20 protein-coding genes are annotated in these 21,755 nt (G+C 42.6%); 10 read left to right on the top strand and 10 right to left on the bottom strand.

Translation table 11 applies throughout. The features are described from left to right. The first annotated feature begins 1 nt into the window (after position 1). The 4 genes from ABIN91_RS11905 (at position 2) to ABIN91_RS11890 (ending at position 3,786) form a co-directional block, all read left to right on the top strand. Positions 2–799, top strand: a complete 798-nt coding sequence (locus ABIN91_RS11905; protein ID WP_348051329.1) for a M48 family metallopeptidase — start codon at positions 2–4, stop codon at positions 797–799. Between the two features lie 426 nt (positions 800–1,225). Then, positions 1,226–2,299 (top strand): glycosyl hydrolase family 18 protein, encoded by a 1,074-nt coding sequence (locus ABIN91_RS11900; protein ID WP_348051328.1) that lies wholly within the window; start codon positions 1,226–1,228, stop codon positions 2,297–2,299. Positions 2,300–2,402: 103 nt separating this feature from the next. After that, a complete protein-coding gene (locus ABIN91_RS11895; RefSeq protein ID WP_348051327.1) occupies positions 2,403–3,122 on the top strand; it encodes a DUF2071 domain-containing protein in 720 nt (239 codons plus the stop codon). Between the two features lie 55 nt (positions 3,123–3,177). Then, positions 3,178–3,786, top strand: a complete 609-nt coding sequence (locus tag ABIN91_RS11890) for a hypothetical protein (protein ID WP_348051326.1) — start codon at positions 3,178–3,180, stop codon at positions 3,784–3,786. Here the strand turns inward: ABIN91_RS11890 and ABIN91_RS11885 are convergent. The 4 genes from ABIN91_RS11885 to ABIN91_RS11870 form a co-directional block, all read right to left on the bottom strand. Next, positions 3,783–5,042, bottom strand: a complete 1,260-nt coding sequence (locus ABIN91_RS11885) for an anthranilate synthase component I family protein (protein ID WP_348051325.1) — start codon at positions 5,040–5,042, stop codon at positions 3,783–3,785. The genes ABIN91_RS11890 and ABIN91_RS11885 overlap by 4 nt on opposite strands. 199 nt (positions 5,043–5,241) lie before the next feature. Further along, positions 5,242–6,519 (bottom strand): adenylosuccinate synthase, encoded by a 1,278-nt coding sequence (locus ABIN91_RS11880; protein ID WP_348051324.1) that lies wholly within the window; start codon positions 6,517–6,519, stop codon positions 5,242–5,244. Positions 6,520–6,708: 189 nt separating this feature from the next. Beyond that, positions 6,709–7,176, bottom strand: coding sequence for a transcriptional repressor (locus tag ABIN91_RS11875; protein ID WP_348051323.1), 468 nt, complete (start codon positions 7,174–7,176; stop codon positions 6,709–6,711). 156 nt (positions 7,177–7,332) lie between these two features. Then, positions 7,333–9,555, bottom strand: coding sequence for a bifunctional (p)ppGpp synthetase/guanosine-3',5'-bis(diphosphate) 3'-pyrophosphohydrolase (locus ABIN91_RS11870; RefSeq protein ID WP_348051322.1), 2,223 nt, complete (start codon positions 9,553–9,555; stop codon positions 7,333–7,335). A 114-nt stretch (positions 9,556–9,669) separates the two neighbouring features. Between ABIN91_RS11870 and ABIN91_RS11865 the strand changes: the two genes are divergently transcribed. From ABIN91_RS11865 to bshB1, 3 genes are read left to right on the top strand one after another with little or no spacing between them, the layout of a single operon-like run. Beyond that, positions 9,670–10,284: a DUF4294 domain-containing protein gene (locus ABIN91_RS11865; protein ID WP_348051321.1), complete on the top strand. Its 615-nt coding sequence runs from the start codon at positions 9,670–9,672 to the stop codon at positions 10,282–10,284. A 1-nt stretch (position 10,285) separates the two neighbouring features. Continuing rightward, the gene (locus ABIN91_RS11860) at positions 10,286–10,789 is read left to right on the top strand and encodes a glutathione peroxidase (protein ID WP_348051320.1); all 504 of its coding nucleotides are present in this window, start codon (positions 10,286–10,288) and stop codon (positions 10,787–10,789) included. A gap of 2 nt (positions 10,790–10,791) precedes the next feature. Then, entirely contained in the window at positions 10,792–11,514 is a 723-nt protein-coding gene (gene bshB1, locus ABIN91_RS11855) for a bacillithiol biosynthesis deacetylase BshB1 (protein WP_348051319.1), read from the top strand. 114 nt (positions 11,515–11,628) lie between these two features. Here the strand turns inward: bshB1 and ABIN91_RS11850 are convergent, their stop codons facing one another. Beyond that, entirely contained in the window at positions 11,629–12,474 is an 846-nt protein-coding gene (locus tag ABIN91_RS11850; protein ID WP_348051318.1) for a hypothetical protein, read from the bottom strand. A gap of 163 nt (positions 12,475–12,637) precedes the next feature. On the opposite strand from ABIN91_RS11850, the gene ABIN91_RS11845 reads away from it, so the two are divergent. Next, the gene (locus tag ABIN91_RS11845) at positions 12,638–13,996 is read left to right on the top strand and encodes an acyl-CoA dehydrogenase family protein (protein ID WP_348051317.1); all 1,359 of its coding nucleotides are present in this window, start codon (positions 12,638–12,640) and stop codon (positions 13,994–13,996) included. A 231-nt stretch (positions 13,997–14,227) separates the two neighbouring features. On the opposite strand, the gene ABIN91_RS11840 is transcribed toward ABIN91_RS11845, so the two are convergent. The 4 genes from ABIN91_RS11840 to ABIN91_RS11825 all read right to left on the bottom strand — a co-directional run bounded on the left by ABIN91_RS11840 (position 14,228) and on the right by ABIN91_RS11825 (position 18,555). Beyond that, positions 14,228–14,671 (bottom strand): hypothetical protein, encoded by a 444-nt coding sequence (locus ABIN91_RS11840; protein WP_348051316.1) that lies wholly within the window; start codon positions 14,669–14,671, stop codon positions 14,228–14,230. A gap of 219 nt (positions 14,672–14,890) precedes the next feature. Next, positions 14,891–16,216 carry an L-lysine 6-transaminase gene (gene lat / locus ABIN91_RS11835; RefSeq protein WP_348051315.1) on the bottom strand — a complete coding sequence of 442 codons (1,326 nt, stop codon included), beginning with the start codon at positions 16,214–16,216 and terminating at the stop codon, positions 14,891–14,893. A 371-nt stretch (positions 16,217–16,587) separates the two neighbouring features. Then, positions 16,588–17,478, bottom strand: a complete 891-nt coding sequence (locus tag ABIN91_RS11830) for a pyridoxal-phosphate dependent enzyme (protein WP_348051314.1) — start codon at positions 17,476–17,478, stop codon at positions 16,588–16,590. A 12-nt stretch (positions 17,479–17,490) separates the two neighbouring features. Next, positions 17,491–18,555, bottom strand: coding sequence for a DUF6588 family protein (locus ABIN91_RS11825; protein WP_348051313.1), 1,065 nt, complete (start codon positions 18,553–18,555; stop codon positions 17,491–17,493). A 102-nt stretch (positions 18,556–18,657) separates the two neighbouring features. Between ABIN91_RS11825 and ABIN91_RS11820 the strand changes: the two genes are divergently transcribed. Next, on the top strand, positions 18,658–19,689 hold the full coding sequence (locus ABIN91_RS11820) for an RluA family pseudouridine synthase (protein WP_348051312.1): 1,032 nt from the start codon (positions 18,658–18,660) through the stop codon (positions 19,687–19,689). A gap of 138 nt (positions 19,690–19,827) precedes the next feature. Continuing rightward, the gene (locus ABIN91_RS11815; RefSeq protein WP_348051311.1) at positions 19,828–20,664 is read left to right on the top strand and encodes an aminotransferase class IV; all 837 of its coding nucleotides are present in this window, start codon (positions 19,828–19,830) and stop codon (positions 20,662–20,664) included. Between the two features lie 149 nt (positions 20,665–20,813). Here ABIN91_RS11815 and ABIN91_RS11810 read toward each other — a convergent pair whose 3' ends face one another. Beyond that, complete coding sequence (locus tag ABIN91_RS11810; RefSeq protein WP_348051310.1) at positions 20,814–21,605, bottom strand: DUF3050 domain-containing protein; 792 nt, start codon at positions 21,603–21,605, stop codon at positions 20,814–20,816. Between the last annotated feature and the right edge of the window lie 150 nt (positions 21,606–21,755).

Below are 21,755 nucleotides of genomic sequence, written 5' to 3'. Positions count from 1 at the left end.
CATGAAAACAAGAGCACTACTTACCGCAGTTGTTATTATTTCATCTGCAGTTTTCTCGTGTACTACGGTACCGCTAACCGGCCGTAAACAGTTCAATACCGTTAGCGATGTTGATGTTAACCGCTCGGCCGCTCAAAGTTACACGCAGCTTTTATCCGATCCTAAAACTACGGTGGTTAAAGGCACGCCCGAAGCGCAGCGTATTAAAAATATAGGCATGCGCCTATCTAACGCCATTGAACAATACCTGCACGCCAATGCCTACGGCGATCAATATAATTACCATTGGGAGTTTAACCTGATACAAAGTAAAGAAGTTAACGCCTGGTGCATGCCGGGCGGTAAAGTGGCCGTGTACAGCGGCATATTGCCCATTACTGTTACAGATGCTGGCCTGGCTACCGTATTGGCTCACGAAATTGGCCACGCCATAGCGCACCACTCTGCCGAGCGCATTTCGCAGCAAATGCTGGCCCAGGGTATAGGCGGTTTATTGGGTTCGGCATCAAGTAGCGAAAACTCTACCGTATCGGTTATCAATCAGTTATATGGTGTTGGCGGTCCATTGGTTTTGTTGAGCTACTCGCGCAATCAGGAATCAGAAGCCGACCGTTTGGGATTAACCTTTATGGCTATGGCCGGGTACGACCCTAACGAGGCCCTTGCCTTTTGGCAGCGAATGGCTGCCCGCAGCAGTGGAGCTACCCCCGAGTTTCTGAGCGATCACCCATCAGATGCCCGCCGCGTTCAGGATATTAAAAACCGTTTGCCCGAGGCGATGAAATATTACAAACGCTAAAGATTCTTCCCTTACGTTTATCTTAATTGAGTTCTTATAATATCAAAATGTCATTTCGATAGAGCAGGGCAGGGATGAGCGGTTGCGTGAAAGAGAAACTACTCTCTTGAGCGATAGCGAAAAATCTTCTGGATTAATCAGATAAAGCGCATAGTTATAACGCAGAAGATTTCTCCTCACCCCAATTCTTTTGTCCATCACTGTTCGTCGAAATGACATATTCTGACCTCAAATTATATTACTGCATTTTGCTGCCGAAATTGGTTTTATCGCCCAATAGGTAATCTGCTGATAATCAATTAGTACCCTGATTGGTTTATTATACCTGTTTTATCCCATTCTTTAAATTTTTTCATAACATCCTACTGCGTAACTATTTGCATGTTTGCGTTTTTGTGCATATATTGTGGACTAAATCTTACCTATATGAACAAAAACCTACTCTTATTAGCGTTTTTATGCGCTTTTGTGCTGTATTCGTGCAAAAAATCCGGCGAAGAACCGCAGGGTGTAACAACTCCGGTAACGCCGCCACCCACCACACCGGTTACCATTACCCCGCCACCAGCTTTTGGTTTTTATGTAGTAAGTTATTTTCCATCCTACCGGGATATTAATTTGGTGAGCGATAGCCGTTTTAAAATGTGTAATGTAGTTTGTTACGCATTTGCTACGCTAAGCTCTACCGGCGCGTTAACAGTTGCCAGTCCATCGGTATTAAGCGCGGTGGTGGTAAAAGCCAAACGGACGGGTACTAAAGTGATGATCAGCCTGAATGGCGATGCCGCCGACTGGAAAACCATGGCCGCCACCGCCACGGGCCGTACAAATTATATTAAAAAGGTAATGAACACCGTTCGTACCTACGATTTGCAAGGCGTAGATGTAGACTGGGAGTTCCCCTCCACAGCCGATGGTACCGATATAACCTACACCGCCTTAATGAAAGAACTAAGCGATAGCTGCCACGTTAACGCCAAATATTACCTCACGGCAACCCTTACATCGGGCAAATACGTGGGTAGTTATACCAATGCCATTAAAGATGAAATACTGAAAGGAGTATATGTCGACTTTTTCAACATCATGGCTTACGATGATTTTAACACCAGTGTACCCTACAGGCAGCACAGCAATTATGCCCTGGCGCAAACCTGCCTTAACTATTGGGTTACTACACGCGGTTTGCCCGCATCTAAAGCCGTGTTAGGCATGCCCGCCTATGGCCGGCCAAGCGGCATTACCCAAAGCGGAACCATATTAAGTTATAGCGGAATTTTAGGTCAGGGCGGGAGCGCTTTGTCTGATAGCGCGGTGGTAACCGCCGGTGGCTTTACCAATTATAAAATTTATTACAACGGCATGCCTACCATTAAAAAGAAAACCATGCTGGCAAAAAGTATGGCCAATGGTATAATGTTTTGGGAAATGGGTCAGGATACCAACGATGGCACTTGCCTGTTAAAAGCAGCCTGCGATACTATTGGCAGAGCGTATTAATTGGTAGCGGCGTGCATCTGTAATGTTAGGATCCGGATGCCCGCCGCCCGTGAAATATAACGAGGGTTAAATATTCCTGGGCTGTATAGTTTACATTTGCCGTATGGCTAAGCCCAAATTTCTATCAGCGCAGTGGCGCAATTTGTTGATGCTCAACTACGAAGTTGACCCGGAGATACTAAAACCTTACCTACCATCTGCAACCGTGCTCGACCTTTGGGGAGGGAAAGCACTGGTGAGCATGGTAGGTTTTTTATTTAAAGATACCCGGGTATTCGGCGTAAAATGGCCTTTCCATATCAATTTTGAAGAAGTTAACCTGCGCTTTTACGTTAAATATTTTGATGGGAGGGACTGGAAACGCGGCGCCGTATTCATTAGCGAATTAGTGCCTAAGCACATCATTGCCATCACAGCCAAAACCATTTACAACGAACCTTACCGTGCCATGCCCATGCGCCACAGCATCACGCCCGTTGATGCCAACCATACCGAATATAATTACGAATGGAAACTCAAAAGCAAATGGAACAAATTAGGTGCGGTAATTAATAACCAAACAACCCCTATTAAACCCGGCAGCGCCGAAGAATTTATTTTTGAGCATTACTGGGGATACAACAAACTACGCGATGGCACTACTTTAGAATATGCCGTTGAGCACATCTCATGGCAAATACACGAAGTAAAAAGCGCTGTTTTTGATGCCGATATTAATGAGTTGTATGGCGAAGCTTTTGTACCCTATTTAAGCGTTAAACCATACTCAGCTTTCTTTGCCGCTGGCTCGGATATTGTGGTTAGGGTTGCGGGGAAGGTTTAGGAATGCTAATATTTGATTAAAATTGTATCTTCATAGCAAATCCTTACCACATCAAATGAAAAAACTTGCCGTATTACTTTTAGCATCTATCATGTCGTCTATTTTTTCTTATGGCAAAGCACGTTATAAAGAGGGAATAAAAGATTATTTTGGAATAACTGGACCTATTACTTTCAACAAAGTGGATTATATTTTTTCATGGAGTTCTCATCCTGTAGATATCTATTATAAACAGGAGTTTTTGCCTAATGGTGAATCTTCAGACAAATTTAAATCAATGATATTGATGGATTTTGTAGTTGGTGATTTTAAAGTAGAAGATGTGTTGAGTTTGAAAGTTAATGAGCTAAAAAAAATGAAGGAAAGTAATCCGGTTGTTAACTATCATATTATAGAGAATAAAGCTACCAATGAATATATATTGGATTTTATAGTTAGTGATAACTCGGGTGGTAAAACAAATATTGTTGAACGTAACGTTTATCGATATAAGCTATTCACTGATAAAAATGGTAAAAAGGGTGTTTTGCTTTTTGGTATTAGTAACAGAAGCTACGGCGATGATATTCCGGATTTTTTTAAGAAATTAAAAACGAACCTGAATGATTTGGTCAATACCGTAGGGCAATTTAATATTCCGGATATTACAATTGCACAAAATTAATTTTGCCCCAACACCTGCAATATAGCTTTCGCTTTCAACAAACATTCTTCATATTCCTTTTCGGCGATGGCGTTGTACGTTATGGCGCCGCCAACCTGGAAGGATAGGTATTGGTTCCCGGCGTTATACAATATGGTCCGTATCACCACATTAAAATCAAAATCCCCATCCGGGTTGAAATAACCTACCGCGCCCGAGTACACGCCACGTTTGCTGCGTTCGTATTGCTCCATCAGCCGCATGGCGCTCACTTTGGGCGCGCCCGTCATGCTGCCCATCGGGAAGGTGTTTTTGATCACGGCAACATCGCTCAGGCTTTCGTCCTTTTCGCACACTATGGTTGATATCATTTGGTGTACCTGCTCAAAGCTGTAAATACCGAATAGTTCTTCCACTTTAACGGTGCCAGGCTTTGCAGAGCGGGTTAAATCGTTGCGTACCAGGTCAACTATCATTACGTTTTCCTGCTGCTCTTTGGGGTGCTCTTTCAGGCTTTGTTTCAGGACCTCGTCTTCGGCCTTGTCGGCGCTGCGCTTGGCGGTGCCTTTAATGGGTTGCGATATGAGTTGCCCGCCCCGTTTGGCCAAAAACCTTTCTGGCGAAGCCGAGATAATGTACCAGTCATACAACTTAAAATAAGTCCCAAAAGGAGAGGGCGATATTTTAGTAAGCTGATTATAAACCGCCAAAGGTTCAATTACAACATCCTCAGCATAAAACTCCTGGCAAAAATTGGTCTCGTAAATATCACCACGAATAATGTGCTGCTGTATGATTTCGACAGTTTCAATATATTCATCCCGGCTAAACCGCGATTGGATATTGATGTTGATATCAGGTGAGTTGTCACTGATAATTTGACTATTGATCTGGTCCATAATATCCACATCCCCAATAATTTCTATTTCGCTTTCGCGGATGATGATCAAATGCTCAGGCACAAAAAAATAAAGCTCGGGGAATTGAAGCTGATCCGGATTATGGGATGCCACATCTTCTATCTCGTTCTTCAGATCATAGTTCAGCAAACCCAATACCCAACCCGCGTTATCCCGCCTGAATTTATCCAAAGCCTCAAACGCCTTGCCCGAATTGCATTTCAATTCCTGTTTAACACCAACGGCTATCAGCGTTTCAAAGCAGGAATATTGATCGGTAAAGTGGTTTGAGTTGAGGCACACCGCCACATCAAAACCATTGGCCCATTGCAATGCCTTTTGCTTAAAGGTGAGGATGTCGGTATGTGATATTTTCATTAGTGACTTCCAATATAAAAGGCCGATCGCATCGGCCTTTTATATTATATTATTTTGTCATTTCGAAGGAGGTACGACTGAGAAATCTTCTGCTCGTGCTTGGCAGGGTTGCTTTTACACAGCAGAAGATTTCTCTTCGCTCCATCTCTCATTCTCTCCACCGCTCATCGAAATGACAGATATGGATAGCTTTTATTTCTTAGTGCAATACCAAAGTTTGAACCCTATCCGGGCCAACCGATAAATATTGGATAGGCACTTCAAGTTCCTTCTCTAAAAAGTCGATATAGTTTTTCAGTTTTACCGGGATCTGGTCCAGTTCGGTAATGCCGGTAATGTCTTCGTGCCAGCCATCAATTTCTTTATATACAGGCTCAGGGCTAATAGTACAGATATCGTAAGGCATGTAATCGATGGTTTCGCCAGCGTAGTTGTAATGCGTACAAGCGTATATCTTATCAAAACCACTCAATACATCAGCCTTGGTCATTACCATTTGGGTAACGCCATTCAGCATAATAGCATATTTCAAGGCCGGAAGATCGATCCAGCCGGTACGGCGTGGCCTGCCGGTAGTAGCGCCAAACTCATGACCTATTTTGCGCAGTTCTTCGCCAACCTCGTTATCCAACTCAGTAGGGAAGGGGCCGCCACCAACACGGGTGCAATAAGCCTTGAAAATACCAATCACATCGCCAATTTTTTGCGGAGCAATACCCAAACCGGTACAAGCACCTGCGGTAGTGGTGTTTGATGATGTTACAAAAGGGTACGATCCGAAATCAACATCCAACATGGCACCTTGCGCGCCTTCGGCCAATACCTTTTTACCGTCTTTTAAATATTGGTTCACTAAGTGCTCAGAGTCAACCAGCGGGAATTGTTTGATCAGCTCAATAGCTTCAAAAAACGCGGCTTCGCGCTCGCTAAAATCAGCAACTTCGCCATATAAGGCTTGCAGCATTGAGGTATGTTTGCCGGTTAGCTTTTGGTAACGCTCTTTAAAATCGGGCAATAAAATATCACCAATACGTAAACCGTTACGTCCGGTTTTATCCATATAAGTTGGGCCAATACCTTTTAAGGTTGATCCAATTTTCCCGTCGCCCATTTTCTTTTCAGACGCGGCATCAAGCAATTGGTGGGTAGGCAAAATCAGGTGAGCCTTTTTGGCTATCATCAAATTGTTTTTTGCCAGCAAATCATGACCGGCATCTTTCAGCTTATCAATTTCACGTTTTAAGGTGATAGGGTCAATCACAACACCATTGCCAATCAGGTTTTGGGTATTGTTAAAAAATATCCCGGAAGGAATGGTATTCAATACAAACTTTTTACCGTCAAACTCTAAAGTATGCCCGGCATTCGGCCCGCCCTGAAACCGCGCTATCAGATCATAGCCGGCACTTAAAACGTCCACAATTTTACCCTTACCTTCGTCGCCCCATTGAAGGCCTAATAATACGTCAACAGCCATTATTTATTTTATTGGTTTATTTAAGTCAAAAAAAGTATTAGCAAAAAAGTTAGCTCATGTTTCTATCAGTTATTTTGAATGAGCACAGCAAAGGTATAATGATATGGGTATCTACCTTATAAAAATTAAAAGTTTATATCAACACTGTAAAAAACAGGATGTTAATAAGTATTCGCAACTTAACATTCATTAATTCCTTCTATCGCAAACGCCTTCTTTTAGTTTAGCGCAGTTACCATACAGGTTTAACGAGTGGTGCTTGATCTCGAATTTCAATATCTCACCCATCATGGATTGGATCTGCTGGATCCGCGGATCGCAAAACTCAACCACCTTACCACAGTCGATACATATAATATGATCATGCTGTTTGTAACCGTATGATTTTTCGAACTGGGCCATGTTTTTACCAAACTGATGCTTGGTTACCAAATCGCACGATACCAAAAGCTCCAGCGTATTGTACACCGTGGCACGGCTAACGCGGTATTTTTTGTTTTTCATGTGGATATATAACGATTCCACATCAAAATGATCGGTGCGTGAGTATATCTCTTCGAGTATGGCAAAACGCTCGGGAGTTTTTCTTAGATTTTTATTTTCGAGATAAGCTTCGAAAATCTTTTTAACCATCACTATGGTTTCTTGTACAGCCATTGATTAGTAATTACAATTCAAAGTTAAGTATTTTTTGGTTCATAGTTAATGGTTCATAGTTCATAGTAGGAAAGTTCATGCATCATAATATTCTTTTTTACCGTGAACTATGAACCATGAGCTATGAACCATGAACCATGAGCTATGAACCATGAACTATGAAGCTTTCTCCACCGCCGAATCAAAACGGGTTACAGCGGTTATGCCTTTCACATCATTCAGTTTTTTGATCAGATTTTCCAGATGGTTGGTATCATTTACATACACCATAATGGAGCCTTCAAAAATGCCGTTATCGCTATCAACAGTAATAGAGCGTATGTTCACCTTAAAATCGTTTGATATAATGGTGGTTAGCTTATTAATTAAGCCAACATCGTCAATACCGGTAATACGTAAGCCGGTTAAAAAGGCCAGTTCCTGTTGGTTTGTCCAGCGGGCCTTTACAATGCGGTAACCGTAGTTACTCATCAATTTGGTGGCATTGGGGCAATTGGTGCGGTGTATTTTGATGCCCTCGCTCACGGTAATAAAACCAAAAACGTCATCGCCGGGGATAGGGTTGCAGCAGGCAGATAGCTTGTAATCAATCTTCTGCATATCCTCGCCAATAAGCAAAATATCGCTATCCTTAGCTTTAATGCTGCGCAGCATACTTTGAACCTGCTCGGTTTCGATCTTCTCCGGCGATTTGATCTCGATTATCTTCTCCGAAGCCACAAACTCCTTCAAATCCTTCATATCAATAAGCCCTTTGGCTACATTGTAGAACAGATCCTGGGTTGATTGCAGCTTGAAAAAGTAACTCAGCTTATAAATATTATCAGAGTTGTAAGTGATTTTGAGCGATTTAAGTTTACGCTCCAAAATCTCTTTACCATCCTCGGCAATCTTACGTTTCTCTTCCTTTAGTGCCGATTTAATTTTGGCTTTGGCCTTAGCCGTAACCACAATGTTCAGCCAGTCTTCTTTAGGTATCTGCTTGCTCGATGTAATTACCTCAACCTGATCGCCGTTTTGCAGCTTGTGGCCCAGCGGTACCAGCTTGTGGTTTACCTTGGCGCCAATACAGCTCGCGCCCACATCCGAGTGTATCTCGAAGGCAAAATCCAAAGCGGTAGCGTTTGATGGTAATTGGATCAAAGCGCCTTTTGGTGTGAAGATGAAGATCTCGTCGCTAAACAAGTTCATCTTAAAATCATCCAGAAAGTCGAGCGCGTTCGAGTCCGGATTTTTGAGCATATCGCGTACCTTTTGCACCCATTGGTCCAAACCGCTATCTGTTGATGCTTCTTTGTATTTCCAATGCGCTGCGAAACCTTTTTCGGCAATTTCGTTCATCCGCTTGGTGCGGATCTGTACCTCAACCCACTGGCCGCGCGGTCCCATTACCGTAGTGTGCAGCGATTCGTAACCGTTTGCTTTGGGCGATGAGATCCAATCGCGCAAACGATCGGGGTTGGGGCGGTATAAGTCGGTTATAATAGAATAAGCTTTCCAGCAGTCTGATTTTTCTTGCTCAGGCGGGCTATCCAGGATGATCCGGATGGCGAACAGATCATAAACCTCTTCAAACGGGATCGACTTTTTCTTCATCTTATTCCAGATGGAATGGATGGATTTTGGCCTGCCGAACAAATCGGCATGCACATCCTGGGCTACCAGTATTTTTTCTACCGGCTGAATAAAATCATGGATAAATTTTTCCCGCTCGGTTTTTTTCTCGTTCAGTTTTAATTTGATGAACTGGTAAGTTTCGCGCTCGGTGTATTTCATCGAGAGGTCTTCCAATTCTGACTTTATGGCATACAATCCCAAACGGTGTGCCAGCGGGGCATACAAATAAACCGTTTCTGATGATAGTTTTAACTGCTTATCACGGGGCATAAACTCCATGGTACGCATGTTATGCAACCTATCGGCCAGTTTGATCAGTATCACCCGCACATCATCAGCCAGCGTAAGCAGCATCTTACGGAAGTTCTCGGCCTGTAACGAGCTGTTGGTATCAAATACGCCCGATATTTTGGTAAGCCCGTCAATAATTTTGGCTACTTTTTTACCAAAATCATGTTCAATATCATCTAAGGTAACATCGGTATCCTCAACAACATCGTGCAGCAAAGCACAAACTATAGATGTTGTACCCAATCCAATTTCTTCGGCGGCAATTTGTGCAACGGCTATGGGGTGGTATATATAAGGCTCGCCACTTTTGCGGCGCATGCTTTGGTGGCTCTCCAGCGCAAGGTCAAAAGCCTTGCGTATCATGGTTTTATCGCCCTTTTGCATGGTGGGCTTACAGGCGCGTAGCAAAGCGCGGTATCTTTTTAGTATCTCGTTCTTCTCAGCTTCCAGGTCAATCACTAACTCTTTCATTCGGTGGCTCCGGTATAAATAAAATCATTGCAATATAATTGCAACAAACTATAATTTGTATCTTTAATATAATAAACTCAAAAAAATAGCATTAATTTTGTTGTAAGTAAAAATATGAAATTAATCGGGTATTTATTAGCGTTTAGCTGCTTCCTCACATGTGCTCATGCTCAGGATGTTAAACCCGTTTGGCCCAAATTAGGCAAAAACGATACCATTAAGGTAGCTACTGCCATATTGGATGGCCAGATAGTACCATGGATAATGGCCAAAGAAACCTACATACGTGATGGCCGTGTTTTTAAAACTCCCGAAGACCGGATGAATTACTTCCGCCTGCGTTATAATGTGCTTAAGGTTGAGCCTTATGCCATATATGCCGGCAACCGTTACCGCCAGTTAGAGCGCGACCTGGCTACCACCGCCGATAAAAAGCGCCAGAAAGAAATGGTGAAGACCTGCGAAAAGGAAATTAAAGACCTGTTTAAGCACGAAATAGAGAATATGAGTATCACCCAGGGCGAAATACTGATCAAACTGGTGAACCGCGAAACCGGCGATACAAGTTTTCAATTGGTGAAAGAACTAAAAGGTGGTATTAATGCGTTTATGTTTCAATCACTGGCACGATTATTCGGCCATAATTTGAAACAAACCTATGATCCGCAGGAAGAACACGATATTGAATCGATACTGAACGCGTCGGGTTATTTATACCACCGAAACTAAAATGGACGAGAAAAACGTTTACCGGTTTAACGTTGAAAAGTTAAGCGGGGAAGAAGTTAGTTTAGCTAACTACAAAGATAAAGTTCTTTTAATTGTGAATACGGCATCAGAGTGTAGCTTCACACCGCAACTCACCGATCTGGAAACGTTGCGCAAAGAGATGGAGGGTCAGGATTTTGAGATCCTCGCTTTCCCATCAAACGATTTTGGCGGGCAAGAGCCCCTGGAAGGTAAATCAATAGCCGCTTTTTGCGAGGTAAATCACCATGCGCACTATTCAATTTTTAATAAACTGAGGGTTAGGGGCGAATACGCGCATCCGCTGTTCAAATTTTTAGCCGACAAAAAAGCAAACGGCCACGTAGGTACAAAACCGCGCTGGAACTTTCACAAATACTTAATTAACAAAAAGGGCGAAGTGGTTGATTTCTTTTTCCCGTTCACCAACCCAACCTCATCCAAAGTAAAAAAGCGTATTGTGCGCTTACTTTCTGCTGATCAATAAAAATGCAAAAATTAGATATTCTTGTTATAGCCGTTCACCCTGATGATGCCGAATTAGGCTGCTCGGGCACTATATTAAAACATGTTGCCCTGGGCCACAAAGTTGGTATTGTTGATTTAACGCAAGGCGAATTAGGCACCCGCGGCTCCGCCGAGATCCGCATGCAGGAAGCCGATGCCGCCGCCAAAGTTTTAGGACTAACCATCCGCGAAAACTTAGAATTAGCCGATGGCTTTTTTAAGAACGACCAGGAGCACCAATTAAAAGTTATCGCCGCCATCCGTAAATACCAGCCCGATATTGTAATTACCAATGCCTATTACGACAGGCACCCCGATCATGGCCGTGCCAGCGAACTGGTTGTAGACTCGTGTTTTTTATCCGGCTTACGCAAGATAGAAACCCGTGTTGATGGCAAATTACAAAAGGAATGGCGACCAAATCTTTTACTTCACTTTATTCAGGATCAATACATTCAGCCCGATATTGTGGTTGATATTACCGAATACTGGGATAAAAAGATAGAAAGCATACAGGCCTACGGCTCGCAATTTTACAACCCGGAGTGGAAAGAAGAGCACCAAACGTACATTTCCTCATCCGATTTTTACCCCATTGTTGAGGGCCGCGCCCGCGAAATGGGTAAAGTAATAGGCGCCCGCTACGGCGAAGGTTTTTTATCAAAACGAATTTTAGGCGTTGATAATTTGATGAGCCTCAGGTAGTTTTTTAACCACAGAGTTCACAGCGTTTTTACACAGAGGGGCACAGAGAAATTAATCTCTGTGTCCCTCTGTTTTTTTCGCTTCTCTGTGAACTCTGTGGTTAAAAAACTGCACTCAATCATAATAAGAGAAAGTAGTTAGCAAATCAACATGTAGACCAGCATTGGTGCCGTTGGTGTAAGCAAAGTCACCGCTTTTTGTCAATGGCCTTGCTTGGGCATCGTAAGTGTAAGAATAATCTATTGTATAGTTATCGCCATCCCCGGTGTGAGTCATATGCCGCGGATTGTTCATTTGCAAGTGTACCGATGGTAAAAGTATAAGGTTGAGGAAATATGGGTTGATATGCAGCAGCGAAAAGCCATCCGCATTTAATTTGTCATCGTAATTTTCATATTTATCCTCATAATGGGATAGGGTTTGTGAGTTGGTGGGTGAGCTTGTGTATTTAATTCTCTCTAAATTACCATCTGCATAATAGCTAAACTCCAATATCATTTCTGTCGCAAAAGCGGTATTACTTACTTTTACATCCCACTCCAGTTTTTGCAGCTGTTTGGATGGGAAATAGGTTAAAAGGCACTTCCTATATAAAACGCCATTTTTATCAATTACCCTGATACCGGTTAAATTATCATGATCATAATCGTATTCCATTTTATCCTTTTTGGTATCAAAAGGAACATCTTTGTTCATAGCCATTTCACTTACTTTTTTATCGGTATAAGTAAGGTGGTAAAAGCTTAAGCCAGAGGCGAAAGCAGCTTTGGTGATATACCCTGAGTCATTATAATCAAAGTGATAATAAGGCGAAGGAAGCCTGTTTACTATCATATCCTTTAATTTGAGTACGGGTTTATCCGAAGATATAATAGATTTCAAAACAGGTTGTTCTGCTTGTTTTCGGCACGCGGTAATGGTAATAACCAAAAGAAATAATAGTAGGTTTTTTGCTTTCATAGTAGTTGATATTTAAAAGCACAGTTAAATGCTAAATCAAATACATTACGCCGTATTATACATTACAGTTGCCTCGTTGGTTAATTCGATATGACATATCTTTTACCATAATATAAAACACGTTGCATAATTTGCCGTTAATCAGGATAACCAAACCTAAATTATGGCTAATATATTTTCAAAAGCCCGCGGGCTGTTCCACCTTTTTCAATCTATTGATATTGATCAAATGAGCAAACTCGCGTCCAAAATAGATCTGGGCGAAGTGATGGCAGCCGTTGGCAAATTAGATGACAACCAGCTTGGCGCCGTAGTTAAAATGCTGAAAGGCGACCACCACCACAAAGAACTCCCACCCATTGAAGGTGATTTTTACCATTTAGGACAAGCCTTAACCGACGAGGAGCGCGAACTGCAACTCAAAGTACGAGCCTTTATGGAGAAGGAAATTAAACCCATTGTCAACGAATACTGGCTCAAGGCCGAGTTCCCGTTCGAGATCATACCCAAACTGGCCGAACTAAACATTTGCGGTTTAACCTACGAGGGTTATGGCTGCCCCAATAAATCATTTTTAATGGAAGGTATACTGGCTATGGAAATGGCTCGTATTGATACTTCCATCTCCACCTTTTTTGGCGTGCAAAGCGGCCTGTGCATGGGTTCTATTTACCTCTGCGGATCGGACGAGCAAAAGCAGGAATGGTTGCCCCAATTACAGCAGTTTAAAGCGATAGGAGCCTTCGGTTTAACCGAGCCCGAAGTTGGATCGGCAGCGGCCGGAGGGTTAACCACAACGGCTAAACGCAACGGCGATACCTGGGTGCTAAACGGTCAAAAAAAATGGATAGGCAACGCCACCTTTGCCGATGTTATTGTGATATGGGCGCGTGATCTGGATGATAACCAGGTAAAAGGGTTTTTATTGCGAAAAGATACACCCGGCTTTACTGTCGAAAAAATAAAGGATAAAATGGCCCTCCGCATTGTGCAAAACGGGTTGATCACCTTAACCAATTGCGAGGTGCAGGAAGTTGACAGGCTGCAAAACGCCAATTCGTTTAAAGATACCGCCAAAGTATTACAAATGACCCGCGCCGGAGTAGCCTGGCAGGCCGTAGGCTGCGCCCGTGGCGCTTACGAAGCCGCTTTAGATTATACCCGCAAGCGTAAACAGTTTGGCAAGCCCATCGCGTCGTTCCAGTTGATACAGAATCATTTGGTCGAGATGTTGTCAAACCTTACGGCGATGCAAACCTTGTGTTTCCGCTTATCACAATTGCAGGACGAAGGTAAGCTGAAGGATGAACATGCATCTCTGGCTAAAGTATTTTGCTCTTTACGCACCCGCGATGTGGTGAGCCGAGCGCGCGAAGTAATGGGTGGTAATGGTATTTTACTGGAGTATGATGTGGCCCGCTTTGTTGCCGATGCCGAAGCCATCTATTCGTACGAGGGTACTAAAGAAATTAATTCGCTGATAGTTGGCCGTGCCATAACTGGCTTTAGCGCTTTTGTTTAGGTAGTTAGGTTAAGAATATCAATCAAAAATGTCATTTCGATAGAGACAGGGCTGGGGAGTGCGGTTGCGCGAAAGAGAAATCTTCTGCGATTAACAAGATGAAGTGCATGAAGCAGAAGATTTCTCCTCCCCCAGTGCTTTTTCCATCGCTGTTCGTCGAAATGACAAACTCTTATTCCCAACTCATAAAACAAAAGAGCCGGTATATGGGGTTATACCGGCTCTTTTGTTTTAGTATTTAACGTAATCGAAGCGATTGTTATCGTTATTGCGCTCGCGTTTTAGTTTCTTTTCGTTCGCGAGTTTTAGCAGGATGCCTGATAATTCTGATGTTTTAAAGTCAGAATCATATTGATCCTTACAGTAATTAGCTATACCGGCAATTGAACGGGGAACGTCAAAAAAGTCGGTATGGATAATTTGGTTTAAAATTTTGGTAGCGCCTGGTTTTTTACGACCTCTTACTCTGCCATCTGCACCATCTTCTGATGATTGGAAATTGCGGGTACGGCGTTCTTGCAGTTTGAAATCGCCGTCTTCGTGCCTGTCGCTTTCCATAATACTATCCAATAAGCGGTCTATTATTTTGACCTGGACAGCCTCTGATTTAAAGGCGTTTACAACTTCGGAGATCTCTAATAACTGTTTTCTTAATTTTTCGGTGTGTTTGCTCATGTTGGAGTTTTTAATTCATTATATGCTTAAATCGTTATGGGCGCGTTGGGGAGTGCTCATTATCTGTTCGTTGTGCAAAATTATATATAAAAATCGAGTATAATTATGTATTTAAAGTAATTATACATCTAAACAACGCTCAAAATGATTAAAAGTGTGTATTATAATAAAAATAATTTTGAACATTCCTGTTACATTCTTTACACTATAAAAATTTAATTATAACAATATTTTATTCATTATTATTAGTCCCTCATCTATATCCTGTTTGGTCATGGTTAGTGCTGGCCTAAAGCGGATGGTATGTGTACCGCAACCTAAAAACATCACATTGTGATCTAATCCTTTATGTATAAAGTTATCGCGGGTTTCCTTGTCCGGAAAATCAAACGCGGTGAGTAAGCCACGGCCGCGCACATTGCTTATTATCTCGTATTTTTCGGATAGCTTATTCAGTTGTTGCTGTAAATAGTTTCCGCAATCTGCCGCGTTATCACAAAGCTTATCTTCGGCTATTATCTCCAATATTTTTGTTGATCTAACCATATCTACCAAACTACCGCCCCAGGTTGAATTAATGCGCGATGGTACGTTAAACACATTCCCCTCAATCTCATCAACCTTTTTACCGGCTAAAATGCCACATACCTGCATCTTTTTACCAAAAACTAAAATATCGGGCCGGGCGTGTTCGCCAAAATGCTCGTGGCACCAAAACTTCCCGGTAAGGCCAACACCCGTTTGTATCTCATCGTATATCAGCATGGCCTCGTTATCGTCGGCCAGTACACGCAACTGTTCCAAAAACTCTTTACGTACGTGATTATCACCACCTTCAGATTGTATGGGCTCAATTATTATTGCACAAACCTCATCTTTATTATCCGCGAAAGCCTGCTTGATCTGCGCTATCGAAACAGCTTCTCTGCGCAACAGATCATCCTGCTTGTCGGCCGTGTCGGGGAAACTCATAACAGGTATACTAATCCGGGGCCAATCAAACTGGGCATACCATTTGGTTTTCTCTGGCGATGTATTGGTGAGGCTCATGGTATAACCTGTGCGGCCATGAAAAGCGTGCTCAAAGTGGATCACCTTAAAGCCTTTTTCGCTATTGTAACCTTTGGCAAAGTTTTTTTGCACCTTCCAATCCATCGCTACCTTCAAAGCATTCTCGATAGCCACGCCACCGCCCGAAATAAAGAAGGCATGCGGAAGGTAATCGGGTATGCCAACTTTATCAAACGTTTTGATGAACTGGGCGTACTGCTCGGTATAAATATCAGAGTTTGAAGGGTTGGTAAGCGCGGCCAGCATCAGGCTCTTTTTAAAGGCTTCGTCGTTTACCATTTTAGGATGATTATAGCCCAGTGGTACCGATGCGAAACAGGTAAAAAAATCGAGTAGTTTACGATCGTGTTTTGAATCGTGAATGTAAACGCCCTGGCTTTTTTCCATATCAAAGGTAAGGTCGAAACCGTCGGCCAAAATATGTTTTTTTAAAACGGACTGAACATCGGCTGGAGCAACAGAAAGGTTGTACATATGTAAGATGGATTTATCCAAATTTACTAAAATGCCTTAATTTATGCAAATTAGGCTGTTTTTGAACCCGTGGGTTCAAAATACAACTTTAAATTGTTTAAAGTTGGTTTTTGAACTGAACGTGAAAATAGTTGCTCTGAATTTTTGGATGGAAATTTTATAGGTCTGCTTAAATAGCTATCATTTTGGATTGGTGGCCTTTCAATTTTCACCATCACGTCATTTCGAGGTACGAAGCAATCTCTTTAGGACAAGCGGACTCTACAAGTTTACCATATGCAATGTATACCAACATGGTGATTGACTTAAAGAGATTGCTTCGTACCTCGCAATAACATAGTGGAGATGTTGTGTACTCTGTGGTTAAAACATTAAGCTATAAACTTATCCATCATCCCAAACAACCCCAAAACACCGCCGGTATGTATGGCTAATATGGAAGAACCGGGCTTAAAGTATCCGGCTCGGGCCAGATCAAAAATACTATAGAACATTTTGCCGGTATACACAGGCTCTATAACAATGCCTGTATCTTGTACAAACTGCTCAATAAACCGGATTAGTTGGGGCGTAGTTTTAGCGTAACCGCCAAAGTGATAATCAAGATGTAATTGGTAGGGGGTAGGGTTTGTTAAATACCGGTCAATTTCGGCAGCCATAAAGCCACCATTTTTAAAAACAGGCACGGCATGAAATTGGGTGTTGAGTTTATTGTTGCTGATGCCGTTAATAATACCTGCCGCGGTAGTCCCCGTTCCGCAGGCGCAGAAGATATGATCGAAGGGTTGCTCTAATTCGTTTATCAATTCGCTGCAACCTTGCGCGGCTTCGGCAGACGCGCCGCCTTCGTCAATAAAAAAGGCGTTATCATCATCACCAAAATACTTGCCGAATAGTTGTTGCTTATCGCGATAAGCCTCCCTATCAACAAATAACAGTTTCATCCCGTGCAAACGGCATAAAAACAGGTGGGTGTTGCTCACCTCTTCGCCGCGGACAATGCCCGTGCTTTGGAAACCAAATAATGCTGCCGCTGCCGCGGTAGCCAGCAAGTGGTTTGAGTAAGCACCACCAAAAGTTACCAAATGGTTTTTACCCTGGCTTTGTGCTTTTTTAAGAATGTATTTGAGTTTGCGCCATTTATTGCCCGATATGAGGGGGTGGATCAGGTCGTCGCGCTTTATAAAAACATTTAAGCCCCGTTCTGTAAAAACCGGGTTATCGATTTTTTGAACGGGGCTATAAATTTGAAGATCTATCAAGTATGGATCAAATTAGAAACCAAGACCGATACCACCATTAAATGATTGGTATTCGGCAAAGCTATATGAACCATAAATTTTAAGGAAAAACAAGCTCATTTGGAAACCAACATCGGCACGGGCACCGCTGGTTGCTGCAGCAGAACTGTTAATTGTAATAGGATCGGGAGTGGTTGTATACTTAGGTTTACCTGTAATAGGATCGGCACCTGTTACAAACGGGAAGTTACCTTTTAATCCTACATCGGTTTTGCTGGTTAAATAGCCAACTGAAACAAACGGTGTAAAAAATAATAATTTTTTAGATAAAATGATCTGAGCGTTCCAGCCGCTAAAGTCACCTTGTAGTTTTTGATTGCTGTAATCCTGGCTGCCACTTGTACCTGCGTTATTGGCATCTGGCTTAACATCTAATGTTTTGGTATAGCTTAGGTGAGTATAGCCAACTGCTAAAGCAAGATCGAAAGGTATTACATGACTTGCAGTACCAAAATCGCCCGAGAAGTTGTGTTTCAAACCTACACCAAACATACCTAATGAACCAACATCGCTATTAACTTGAAAAGTTGGGATTACACGCAAGGTAATATCGGTGCTTTTAATTAAACCTACAGTTAATTGAACTTGTGGTGCAGGGATAATTGTGCTAACGGCATCAGGCAGTTTAGTGTCATATTTTCCTAACGCTGGGTTTTTAGGATCGTTGTAATAGGTAATATTTTGGCCAACAGCACCATTACGGCCGCCAAAGGTTGGCGACAGTGATTGCCCTGAATTGGTAGGCCTAATGTTTGTTAAATTTAAAGAGTTAATATCAAAAGCCCTGTCTGCATCCGGAACAATACTGCCCGTTGCACTTACTCTGATAGCGAAGCGTAAAAACTTTTGTGTTTTGGCAGTATTTGTCCACCCACCATTCAATCCATTACCAAAGCCTTTGAACAATGGATTGGTATAAGCATTAAGTAATGCGTTAACATCCGAAGGGCCACCCTTAAAAATTCCAGATATATCCTGCGCGTTTGTTTTGCTGATGCACAAGGCACCCAATACAATTAAAGTAAAGATTTTTTTCATGTTTAAGTAATTAAGGTTTATGGTTTGTAACTATTTTGTAAACAAAACTACAATTATTTTTTAATAAAATAATATACCCTAAAATGGGTATTTTTGCCGCCAATGAACAACGAAGCCGAATTAGACGAACAGGAAGACCAGGATTTATTTGAACACCTGCGTGTAGTTGTTGATAAAGGCCAGCATTTATTGCGCATTGATAAGTTTTTGATGCACAAGGTTGAGAATGCATCGCGCAACCGCATACAAAACGCAATTGAGCTGGGTAATGTACTGGTTAATGATAAAGCCACAAAATCAAACTATAAGGTAAAACCACTGGATGTGATACAGGTAGTATTGCCGCATCCGCCGCGTGATACCGAGGTTTACCCCGAGAACATCCCGATAAATATTGTTTACGAAGATGATGATGTACTGGTGGTAAACAAAGCCGCCGGAATGGTGGTGCACCCCGGCTACAATAATTATACGGGCACGTTGGTTAATGCCCTTGTTTATCACTTTGACCAGTTACCTACCATGCCGGGTAACGATGGCCGCCCCGGTTTGGTTCACCGGATTGATAAGGATACATCGGGCTTGTTGCTCATCAGCAAAAACGAGCGCGCCATGACCTGGCTTGCCCGTCAGTTTTATGAGCACACCATTACCCGCAAATATACCGCACTGGCCTGGGGAGATATTGAAACCGATGGCACCGTTACCGGATACATTAACCGCAGTATTAAAGACAGACGCGTGCAGAGCATTTATGATGATCCCGAAAAGGGAAAATGGAGCGTTACCCATTACCGGGTTTTAGAGCGCATGAATTATGTTACCCTTATTGAGTGCCAGCTGGAAACGGGCCGTACCCACCAGATCCGCGCGCACATGAAACACATTGGCCACCCGCTGTTTAGCGATGCTACCTACGGCGGCGATCATATTTTAAAAGGAACTATTTTTAATAAATACAAACAATTTGTTGAAAATTGCTTTGCATTAATGCCCAGGCAGGCATTGCATGCCCAAACTTTAGGATTTATACACCCAACAACACGTAAATACATGCATTTTGAAGCGCCCTTACCGGCAGATTTTGTTGCCGTTTTAGATAAATGGCAAAAATATATGCAGGCTGATATTTAATTAGAAGCAAGAATCAAGAGCCAAGAACCAAGAAAAAGCGAAATGATGAAAAAAGTGATCGATCAATCAGCAACAAAAATTATTGCAGAGCCAAAAGTCTTGACTCTTGCTTCTTGACTCTTGATTCTATTTTAAAAGATGACACCGAATCTGATCAATTATAACGGCGAAATACTGCCTGCCGATACCAAACTACTCGGTATATCTAACCGGGGTTTTAGGTATGGGGATGGTTTGTTCGAGAGCATGCGCATGATGAAAGGCAAACTCAAGTTTGTTGACTTGCATGCCGAGCGGTTGCAAAAAGGTATGCGTGCGCTACATATTGATGGCTACTCGCAAATGGACGCTTATTTTTTGAAAGAGAAAGCCGAAGAGTTAGCCAGTCGTAATAAAGCCAAGCACGCCCGCCTGCGCCTCACCGTTTACCGCGATGCCGAAGGTTTATATACACCCACTCAAAATAAAAACGGTTACTGCCTTGAGCTGCAACATGTTGATGAGCCCCGCTATTTTTTAAACACCAAAGGCCTCATTATGGATATGTATACCGATATGCCCAAGGCTATCAACATGCTATCCAACTATAAAACCTGTAACTCGCAGCTCTACGTAATGGCCGGTTTATTTAAGGCGCAAAACAGGCTGGACGAAGCCTTTATTTTAAACCAAAACGGATTTTTGTGCGAAACCATTAGCGCTAACGTATTTGTATTATACCAAAACCATTTATACACTCCCGCTTTAAGCGAAGGCTGCATAGGCGGTGTAATGCGCCAGGTAGTAATAGATTTAGCCATAGCCAACAACGTACCCATGACCGAGGCCCAGCTCGATCCCGAAATACTCAACCAGGCCGACGAGGTATTCATCACCAACGCCACCCGCGGCATACAATGGGTAATGGGCTTCGGCCGCAAACGCTACTTTAACGAAACAAGTAAGCTGTTGATGGAAGCGCTGAATAGGTTGTAGAATTAAACTATATTCTTATTGTCATCTCGAAACGATAGTGAGAGATCTTCTGCGGTTTAAAGGTTACCGATTGTTATTGAGCAGAAGATTTCTCTCTCGTACCCTGCCTGCCGGCAGGCAGGGTCGTTCTATGACACGGTGTATTATTATTAGCCAACTACCTCTTTTGCATTTATAGTTTCCAAAATCCCGTCCCAAAAATCAATACGGGCTTGCAGGGCTTGTTTTACGGCCTGGGTTGCCTGTTGCCAGTGTTGGTCGTTTTCGCCGCAAAGTTCGGCTGTCATTTGATAGGCTAATTGGGAGTGGTGGTCGCCATCAACTTCGATGTGCCTTTCCAGGTAATATAATAAGGTATCAACCTTGCCGGGAAATTGCGCGTTGATCTCTTTCACCATGCTGATAAACATGGATGGGATCAAATCTTCTCTGCCAAAAGTAAAAACGGCCGCCTGTATATAATCAGGCGTGCGGTTAATCACATCAAAAGTATGCTGTACAAAGTTTGATGCAGCTGTGGTAACTTCTTCGGCTTTCAGTGCTTCGCTAACGGTTAAGCCATCTTTAATTTGGTCTAATAAGGTGTTGATGGCTACATTACTGCATCCGGCTTGTGCCATAGCTTTTAAATAAAGCTCAAAATGACTGGTGCGGTTTCCCGCTTCGTCAATATCACTTTCTTCGCCGGCAACGATCTCGTTAATCAGGTAACGGGTATTGGCGCTGCCAACCGGCACCCAGGGCAAAGTAACGCAGGTTAGTTTTTGTTGTAACGATTTTAGCAACGACATAAAATCCCAAACGGCAAACACATGGTGCTCCATAAAAACCTGCAAGGCATCAATACTGGTAATATTTTTATAAAGCGGGTGATTAATTAACTGAGCGCGTAAAGGTTCTATCTCCTGGTTCAGTTTGCTTATGCGGGCGTTTGCATACATGGTGTTTTAACTTTGGCGCAAGTATCGGAATAACAGCCCGGCTGGTTTTAATCTATGTTTCCTTTTTACTTTAAAGTGATGAATAGCGTATGCTTTAAACATTCCATCTTTTATGAGTAACATTGTTAGAGTAACACCATCTAAATAAAT

The organism is Mucilaginibacter sp., assembly GCF_039921305.1.
In the GTDB taxonomy this organism is placed as follows: Bacteria; Bacteroidota; Bacteroidia; order Sphingobacteriales; family Sphingobacteriaceae; genus Mucilaginibacter.
Note: the sequence above shows the minus strand (reverse complement) of the source record. Positions and strands in the feature narration are given on the sequence as shown.